This is a genomic window from Kocuria dechangensis (assembly GCF_014636775.1).
GTDB classification, from domain to species: Bacteria; Actinomycetota; Actinomycetes; order Actinomycetales; family Micrococcaceae; genus Kocuria; species Kocuria dechangensis.
In genome coordinates this window covers 1-8242 of the sequence record NZ_BMEQ01000053.1, presented here as the reverse complement: position 1 = coordinate 8242, position 8242 = coordinate 1, and the positions used below count along the sequence as shown (strand labels likewise).

General features: G+C 61.6%; 7 protein-coding genes and 2 pseudogenes. 5 read left to right on the top strand and 4 right to left on the bottom strand.

Annotated elements, in window-relative coordinates:
- Both IEW07_RS20355 and IEW07_RS20350 read left to right on the top strand, forming a co-directional pair.
- Window positions 1–289 (top strand): annotated as a pseudogene (locus IEW07_RS20355) (glycosyltransferase family 2 protein); the annotation flags it as partial.
- A gap of 300 nt (window positions 290–589) precedes the next feature.
- On the top strand, window positions 590–1099 hold the full coding sequence (locus IEW07_RS20350) for a hypothetical protein (RefSeq protein ID WP_188540572.1): 510 nt from the start codon (window positions 590–592) through the stop codon (window positions 1097–1099).
- 352 nt (window positions 1100–1451) lie between these two features.
- Here the strand turns inward: IEW07_RS20350 and IEW07_RS20345 are convergent, their stop codons facing one another.
- From IEW07_RS20345 to IEW07_RS20335, 4 genes are all read right to left on the bottom strand, one after another.
- Window positions 1452–2144: a DUF6338 family protein gene (locus IEW07_RS20345; protein WP_188540570.1), complete on the bottom strand. Its 693-nt coding sequence runs from the start codon at window positions 2142–2144 to the stop codon at window positions 1452–1454.
- Between the two features lie 27 nt (window positions 2145–2171).
- On the bottom strand, window positions 2172–2297 hold the full coding sequence (locus IEW07_RS21565; RefSeq protein ID WP_268235558.1) for a hypothetical protein: 126 nt from the start codon (window positions 2295–2297) through the stop codon (window positions 2172–2174).
- Window positions 2298–2470: 173 nt separating this feature from the next.
- Window positions 2471–2677 carry a hypothetical protein gene (locus IEW07_RS20340; RefSeq protein ID WP_188540568.1) on the bottom strand — a complete coding sequence of 69 codons (207 nt, stop codon included), beginning with the start codon at window positions 2675–2677 and terminating at the stop codon, window positions 2471–2473.
- A 70-nt stretch (window positions 2678–2747) separates the two neighbouring features.
- Window positions 2748–3797, bottom strand: a complete 1050-nt coding sequence (locus tag IEW07_RS20335; protein WP_229742020.1) for a tyrosine-type recombinase/integrase — start codon at window positions 3795–3797, stop codon at window positions 2748–2750.
- A gap of 1316 nt (window positions 3798–5113) precedes the next feature.
- Between IEW07_RS20335 and IEW07_RS20330 the strand changes: the two genes are divergently transcribed.
- The 3 genes and pseudogenes from IEW07_RS20330 to IEW07_RS20320 all read left to right on the top strand — a co-directional run.
- On the top strand, window positions 5114–5773 hold the full coding sequence (locus tag IEW07_RS20330; protein ID WP_188540564.1) for a hypothetical protein: 660 nt from the start codon (window positions 5114–5116) through the stop codon (window positions 5771–5773).
- Between the two features lie 1267 nt (window positions 5774–7040).
- Window positions 7041–7760 (top strand): pentapeptide repeat-containing protein, encoded by a 720-nt coding sequence (locus tag IEW07_RS20325; RefSeq protein WP_188540562.1) that lies wholly within the window; start codon window positions 7041–7043, stop codon window positions 7758–7760.
- A gap of 221 nt (window positions 7761–7981) precedes the next feature.
- Window positions 7982–8178: pseudogene (locus IEW07_RS20320) on the top strand (transposase); the annotation flags it as partial.
- Window positions 8179–8242: the final 64 nt, after the last annotated feature.

Sequence of the window (8242 nt, the reverse complement as noted above, 5' to 3'; positions counted from 1 at the left end):
GGCCGCGCGGCGTCCGGGCCGGCTGGTCGCCGCGGGCGTGGCGGTGTGCGGGCTGGCCGAGGCCGGGCGGCGCCGGTGCGGGGGCGCGGCGGTCTATCCGGGCAGTGCCGCCCTGTGGGCTCCCCTGTGGGTGCTGGAGCGGTCGGTGTGCGTGTGGGCGGCCGTCGCCGCCCGGGCGAGCGGCGGGGTCTCCTACGCGGGTGCCCGGCTGCGCACCGCCGGGCACTCCCGGGCCGCCCTGCGTCGGCGGTGGCGCCTCCGAAGTCTAGAAGGACAGCTCTCAAGGTGAGAGCATTACGTCCGGATGGCCTTCAGAAGCAAACGCTTACGTATGCATTGATTAAGCATAAGATAGCGGGGTGCAGATGCAATAACTGCCTCTGGCTAGCTCGTTTACTGGCAGTTGACCCCTGTCTTAGCGATAGATATAAACGCACTCGATTGCCCATTCATTGAAACTCGCGGGTAAAGGTTTCAAAAAGATGAACTTTCACAGGCGGTGTTGCTCTGCGGTGAAGAGGGTCCCACAATAAGATTGCGTGTTCGTCGGACTCTGAAGCGATCGCCACAACTTCAAGGATGTCATGTCATGAAAACCGTTCGCCAAAGAATCCTTGCTGGCCTTGGTGCTACTGCGTTTGCCCTGACGGCAGTTGCCCTTGGCCCGTCAGAGGCCTTGGCGGCCTCTCCGTACGACAGGCCGAATGCCATGACGTGCGTTTTTAACACGGTCATCGTTGATGCGCCAACCAATGTTCCGGTTACTGGTCCGGTACTATGGCAATTCGAGGTGCAAAGCTTCAATGTCGCCACTAATCAGTGGGAAAGTAATTACTGGAGCCCCCAGCACAGTAATACGGCCGATCAGGTTTATATCACCGCTGGCCCTTGGGCCGACCCCGACGGTATTCCGACCTACAGCGCCTCAGCGGCTATTCCTGTGGGAACTGGGCCGATTCAAATTAGGGTATATAACCACTTCTGGCGAGCAGAGCAGGGGCAATGGGTCTACGTTGATGCAGGATTTTTTTCCACGATCGACGGCACGTCCACGGGTGCAAGCACTTGTGTCCTTGATGCGGGCCCCATAGTTGTGTAAGCGGTGCGGCGACATAGGGGACGTGTCCCGTGCCGCGGTGCTCACCGATGATCAGTGGGAGCGGAGCTGGTTTCACTTGCTGCCCTCCGGCGGCAGGAGGAACCAGCCGTTAAGCAATGCCCGCCCGGTGATGGTGAACATGCTCCTCGTTTGGGACTGCCGCACGGATAGGTGGCAGGTCAGGGTGCCACCTATCCGTGCGGCAGTCCCGACTCCCATACTCCGACATGTGTGCGGACGAATCGGGGTTTTCGGGCGCGCGCTACCAAAAACTTCATCCGCCCATGTCACACGGGTGACAGGCGGTCAAGGTCTTCAGACTCTATGCGTGTGGAGCATCCCGGTCCTCCACCTACCCGGATAGCTTGGTTTGCTGCCTGGTCTGGCGCTTCCCGTGACTTCTTGCTTCAGTCCTGGTGTCACGGAGAGGAGCTGCAATCGTCTTGACCTGGTCCCCCCGGAGAATGATGATGCCGTAGCGTTCGGGAATTTTGCTCGGCTTTTCAGAGGAAGGGCGCTGCACCCACAGCGGCTGTTTCAAGGACAATTCGCGCTCGTCCTGGGGGATGTTGTGGCTGAATCCGGCCAGTACGCCGATGTAGCGTTCCCCGGTGAGCAGTTCGACCTGGAGAACGGAGCGGGCCGCCTTTCCCTTTCTCGGGGTCTCGAACTCGGTCGCCCAGGCGGAACCAGGCCGGATTTTCTGGCGCAGTGAACCGAAACGCAGTCGCTGGATCCCCACCGCGACAGCGCACCCCACTGCTGAGATGGCGATCACTGCGGCCGCGGACCACAAGAAGTTGTCCAGTGCGTATTGAGAATCAGTGACCGCCTCCAGCGGAGCGAACCCGATCCGCTCACTCGGCAGCGCGAGGACGGCGCCGACTACCAGCGCGCCGATCAGCGAACAGACTAGGGAGAACAGGGCTACGCGGCTGACCTCTCGGAATGCCGACTCGGGGGAGCCGGTCCGGCGCCGGGCCTCCAGTAGGTCGGCGAGCAGACCCGGAGCGACGAGAAACAAGAAGGCGAGCAGGGTCGCCACGCTGGAAGGCGTCATCGTGCCAGCGGATCAGAAGGTCTCGGGCGACTCATCATCGTCGTCGTCATCGTCAGAGTCGACGACCTCATACTCAACGGCGCTGTCGAACTCCTGGGCCTCTCGGCCCCATCGTCCCTCATCCATCGAGTCGGTCATGGCTTACCCCTCCTATTTCTTCGCCGGTCGTGGTGGGCCAGTCCACCACGCGATGCGTGGACTTCGAGCGCCGTGCACGCCGTCTCCAGAATGGAGCAGGAGGCCATGTCGGTGATAGGTCTTTGCCCAAGTCGTTGTGCATATTGCGGTGATCGAATATCAGGTGCCGAGCCTCACCACCTGTGTGGGTCCGGCGGCAGTGCTGTGTCCGGGTCCACGGCCAGGCGCAGGCCCACCACGGTCTGCCCGGCCACGGTGGCAGTGATCATCCGGACCCGCAACACCCAGTCCGTCGGGGCGTGACGGGCCCCAGCCAGCTTGCGGATCTTGCGCTTCTCCTCCGCATCCGGCGGTGGACGGGCGAACAACAGTGCGGCCATGGCAGAACCTCCACCACCATGATTCGCCTCACCTGGCCATCGATCCACCGTTCCTTTAGAGAACAGAGCACTAAGTCTGGACCGGGGTGAGGGGGTGGGCGTTGATCGCCACGGAGAGCTCTCCGGGCAGCTCGTCGAGGTACTTGCTGGTGGTGTGCACCGTGGTGTGGCCCAGCATCTGGGCGACGACCTTCACGTCCCAGCCCTCGGCCAGCATCAGGGTCGCGGCGGTGTGGCGCAACCCGTGCGGGACCACCGCCCGCGCCCGGGCCGGATCCGCCGCCCTGGTGCGCTTGACCGCGCGCTCCAGCAGCCGTTCGACGTCGCGCACCGCCAGCCGGCGCCCGGTGGGGGAGAGCAGCAGCGGGGCCGGGGCGCCGGTGCCCAGCTGTGCCCGGTAGGCCACGATGAGGTCCTCCAGCCAGGGTGGGAGGGGCACGGTGCGCCAGGTGCGGCCCTTGCCGTAGATCTGCACCGACCCCGAGTTGTTGGGGGCGAAGCGGGCGACGTGGTCAATGTCGAGGGCCACGATCTCCCCCGCGCGCAACCCGAGGACCCCCATGAGCCCCAGGGCGATGGCATCCCTGTCGTGGTGCGGGTTCGTGGCCGCGTCCCCGGGCCCGTGGGTCAGCAGCGCCTTCGCCTGGTCGAGGTCCAGGGAGGTGCGCTCCACCCGCAGTTTCCCCTCGTCCTTGGGCTCCATCTCGGAGGTGCGCATCGGGGAGACCGTGGCCCAGGACTGCTCCACGCAGTAGGCGAAGAACCGCGAGAGGCTCCGGCGCATCCGCAGGGTCGAGCCCGGGGCCTTGGCCTCCTCGTCCGTGGTTGCCATGCGCTTCCGCAGATCACCCCCCACCTCGCCCGGGGCGGGTTTGGTGCGGTGGTCGGCGGTGTTGGCGTAGGCCAGCAGCGCCTCGTCGACGTGGGCGCCGGTGACCGACTCGGTGGTGTGCTCACCGGCCTGAGGAAGGAGTTCGAGGAAGCGGTGCAGGTCCACCGTGTAGTTGGTCACCGTGGCCGCCGACAGCCGGCGGATCGCCGCCCTGCGCCGGCAGGACTCCAGGTAGCGCTCCACCGCCTCGTCCAGCGGGATCACGGTCGGTGTCGGCGGCAAAGCCACGTGCAGCACTCCTTCGCGCGAGGTGCGATCACCACGCCGTGGTCAGCTCAAGCTCAGGCCGCGGGTGATCGCCGCGGTTGCCGGGCCGCCCGCCCGGACGACCCTGCACCCAGCGGAGAGCTCCACCGCGTTCTCGGTCACGATAGGCCCGGCAGCGAGCGGGGGGCGGCATCACGGGGTGCATGGCGTGTCGTATTATTCCTCTACTACGACACGGCACCCAACCGGGGATCTGTGGGACCCCCTCTGAGGGTTTCTATCGGGGCCTGCCGGCTCTTGTGGGCGCGGCACAGTGTCCCGCTTCTTGTGCGCCGATCCAACCTGTGCCCTGCAATGGGCCAGGAACGAGCACGGCACCCTCCCCGAGGTCGCCTGGAGGCCGTCCTCGTGCTTGAACTGGCTGTGAGGATGGTTCTGCAGCCTGTTTGGTGATGGGGCTGTAGGGGCGATCACTCCGGATGTGACCCTTCGTCGGACTGACCGTGGTGTCTTCGGCGGGGTGGTCGGCCCCGGCCCGGTCGGAGCAGCTGGCCTGAAAGGCATCAAGTACCACCTGCTGGTCACGGCCGACGAGCTGCCACGGGTGGTGGCGATCACCGGAGCCACCCGCCACGACTCCAAGCTGGTGAGGCCGATCCTGGATGGGCTGGCCCCGATCAAGGGCAGAAGTCAGGGGCGTCCTCGGCGCGGGTCGGGGACGCTGCGCGCGGACAAGGCCGTGGGCCTTCCGGAGGGTGCGTCGCTACCTGCGTCGGCGCGGGATCACCGCCTGGATCGCCCGGATCGGCGTGGATCCCAGTGAATGCCTCGGCCGGTAGCGCTGGGTCGTTGAAGGTCCCATCTCCTGGCGACGGGTGTTCCGTCGTCGACACTGGCCGTGCGCTACGACCGCAGCGCCACCACGATCACCGCTGTGACCACCTTGGCGATCGTCGTCATCTGCGCCCGGCGACTGCCCCGGAGGAACTGTGGAAACCCCTCTCAAGGGGAGCTTCATGCGGCGACCAGTGGATGTCACATAACCTCGCCCCACATGCCCATGCATAACGATTGGGCTTCTGACTAGGGCGAACGCCCCCGTAGGTATTTGGCGGCGGAGGAAACTGAAAGTCCTTAGGCCCGGCCCGTAGCGTCTGGGCGCTTGAGCTGATCGTCCAACAATCGACCCGTGCAATCCGGGGAATGGATGACCCATCTTCGCCAGCGTTGTCGATTGCCTCACAACGACGGGCGCCGCGATGATCCCAATGGGATGCGTTAGTGGCTGGATCATGCCCGTCGTCCACGGTGTTATTGCTCTGAATTGAGGAAAACAAGTGAAGAAGTTGCGAAGTGTATACGCAGGTCTTCTGGTAGTACTGGCCCTCGTGGCAGGGGCATCGCCTGCGGCCGCCGCGTCGCGGTGGTTCGACGCCACCAATGGCCAGCTATTGGACACGGGCTGGCCCGTGGGTAACACGGACAGCGTCGGGTGGGCTCAGGCGGGACGTGCCGCTCAGGGATTTTGCGGGGACCGGGGTTATGTGGGCGGGTTCCTGAACGGCCATCAACTCGGCAACCGCAAAGGTGTGATCTGCACGGATGCGCAGGACGCACGAGGGCTCGATGCCACCAAGGGTCAACTCTCCGACACGGGCTGGCCCGTCGATGACACGAACAGTGTGGGATGGGCCCAGGCTGCCCGTGCCGCCCAGGGATTCTGCTCGGAACGGGACTATGTGGGCGGCTTCCTGAACGGCCACCAACTCGGCAACCGCAGAGGCGTCGTGTGTGTGGGAGCCCGTGATGCGCAATGGTTCGATGCCACCAAGGGGCAGCTCTTGGACACGGGCTGGCCCGTGGAGGACACGAATCGTGTGGGATGGGCCCAGGCTGCCCGTGCCGCCCAGGGATTCTGCTCGGAACGGGGTTTCGTCGGCGGCTTCCTGAACGGCCATCAACTCGGTAACCGCAAGGGTGTCATCTGCCTGAGGTGAACAGCACGGTGGCGCGACCCGTGGAAAACAGGAGAGCACCCTTCAGTCACGCCCTCATCAGTTTGTGAAGACACCAGAAGTTTGGTCCGCTCTTGAGGTCACTGCAACACTGGTGATTAGTGGTCCTGTGGGGGCCGGCACGCCGGCCCCCACAGGACCACAACACCTAGACTTTTCAGTTCCCAGCTGCCAGCGGCCTGACGGCACGCCTGAACAGCGGCTGCGACGTTGTACTCGTCCTGGCCCCGGAATCGAGCAGGGCTTTCCACGACGCGCAGGAGATAGGTCTCGGCCTCAGCGAGCTTTACACCTAGTCTCATAACTCATTCGCCTGGCGCAGTCGAATGAGTTATGAGACTAGGTGTAAATAGATCTTGCAGTGCTTTCGGAAACCATGGGTGTCGTTAGAGGTCATTAGCGATAAACAGTTTTTATGATGCTCGGTCAGGTCGACATCGTCAAGGCCGCTGACCGGTCACCAGCGGATGTAGTCGTCCAGGCCGAATCCCCGCATCATCTCTCCTACGGTGACGGCATGCTGTTTCATGTCCACGACTGCCTTATATCCCCACGATGCTTCCACGGCACACCACAGAACCTAGAAGCCCCTCTCGGAAATATTTGCAATCAAAACATCTCCCTTGCTGACAGGCCCGCAGAAGGCGTCGGCGATACGAGAGCGGGAGATGGCCTGAAACTTGGAGTTCTACAGCGGCCACACAACGTCCCCCCGAGAGATAATGGTACCGAGCACCAGCCGGGCGATCGGCTTCCGTCTTGGAGTGCCTCATCCCATGGCAATAATGTCATGTCCTTCCATAACTAGATCAAGGCATGCCGAGCGGTCAGAATGGAATCCACACTGACCAGGTGTCGACGATCAGCAGGACGTACCTGTAGACCGGGTTGTGGATCCCTATTGCACAACCTCCAATCGATGAAAGCAGAATAGACATATTTTGGAAGACTAGTGTTATGCAACCTACTATCCGCCAATTGAAATTCATAGATGAATGAAAATTTTTCTTGGGTGCCGAATGACAAATTAATCGCCCCAATCGCCCCAATCGCCCCAATCGCCCCAATCCCCCCAATCGCCCTCAAGCGCCACCAACCGCCACCAATCGCTCAGGCATAGGGGACATGTCACTGCTAGCTTATCCCTTCGACCCTGAGGGGGTCCTGCAATTTAATCCCAAGAATTAATTAGATATGAATATTATAAAAATCTGAAGCATATATAGCTACATGTCACGTAGGGGGAAGCGTGAAGAAATACACCAAAGGATCCTGGAAGACTTTCCTCAAGGATCCCCCGTGGTGGTTTAAGGAAGTAATAATAGCAGTCTTTTTGTCCCTCCTGTTGCTTAGTTTCCAAAATTCTATCGAGCAACAACGTGAGATTAATTCACAAAATGTTGAACGCCAGCTGGCCACCCAGGCGGAACGACAGGAGAATGTGCGATTTATCCGGGAAAAATCTTCTCCAGACAACCTGCTTAGACAATTTTCTGATTTTGACATAAGTGGCCAGAGCCTGAACGGCCTCATTCTATTCGAGGCTGACTTTTCAAATACCAACCTTTCCTCTGCCAGCCTCAGGATGGCCAATCTTAGTAGATCACTCTTCTCCGGTGCCGACATGAGGGGGGCTGACCTCCGCGGAGCCGACCTGTCGTACTCCTCACTCAACGGATGGAAAAAAGATCTGGGTCCGAAAGGTGATGAAAGCAGTCAACAACTGCCCTTTGTCCCTGCCAACCTCTCGGGGGCCCGGCTTGAAGGGGCCACATTCTCAGGTGCAAAACTGTTCGGCGTAGATTTTTCGGGCTCATCGGTTCAGGGGGCCAATCTTGAAGGCGCCTGCCATGACGAAAGCACAACCTGGCCTGCCGGATTCACACCCCCACCTTCGCGTACACCTCCTCATGAATGCGGGATTTTTGCAATTCCACGAGATATAGAATCCATCGAGTCTGTCGAGTAGTAGATATTTGCCACAGAAGTATGCCGATAGTTGAAATAACCGATTATTCAAAATTCGATGCGAATTTCCTATGCCCCAAAATACGTTCCAAGTGGTCATCCGTTCGGCAAAATGATGAGCCTACCGCTCACTTACACTTGATCTCATAACTCGGCCGGTCGTTGCCCGTCTTCGTCCGAGTGGCTGACCATGCCTGTATGGCCACGCGGAAGCACCAGTGGATGGTCGATGACCACCTGTGGGAGCTGATCGCCCCGTTCATCCCCGAGCCCCACCCGCACGGGGTCCCGGTGGGCGGCCTCGGATTGATGACCGGGCTGCGCTGGAGGGGATCCTGTTTGTCCTCCATACCGGGTGCCGCTGGCGGGACCTGCCCCCGGAGCTTGGGTGCGGGTCCGGGCACACCGCCTGGCTCCGGTGGTCAAGTCCATTTGCGGGGTGTAACGCGGTCAACGCGTGATTCTTGGGATGGTCAGGCGCTG

Coding starts and splice junctions, on each gene's coding strand:
- IEW07_RS20350 (WP_188540572.1), top strand. CDS start 590: ATGAAAACCGTTCGCCAAAGAATCCTTGCTGGCCTTGGTGCTACTGCG.
- IEW07_RS21565 (WP_268235558.1), bottom strand. CDS start 2,297: ATGACCGACTCGATGGATGAGGGACGATGGGGCCGAGAGGCCCAGGAG.
- IEW07_RS20340 (WP_188540568.1), bottom strand. CDS start 2,677: ATGGCCGCACTGTTGTTCGCCCGTCCACCGCCGGATGCGGAGGAGAAG.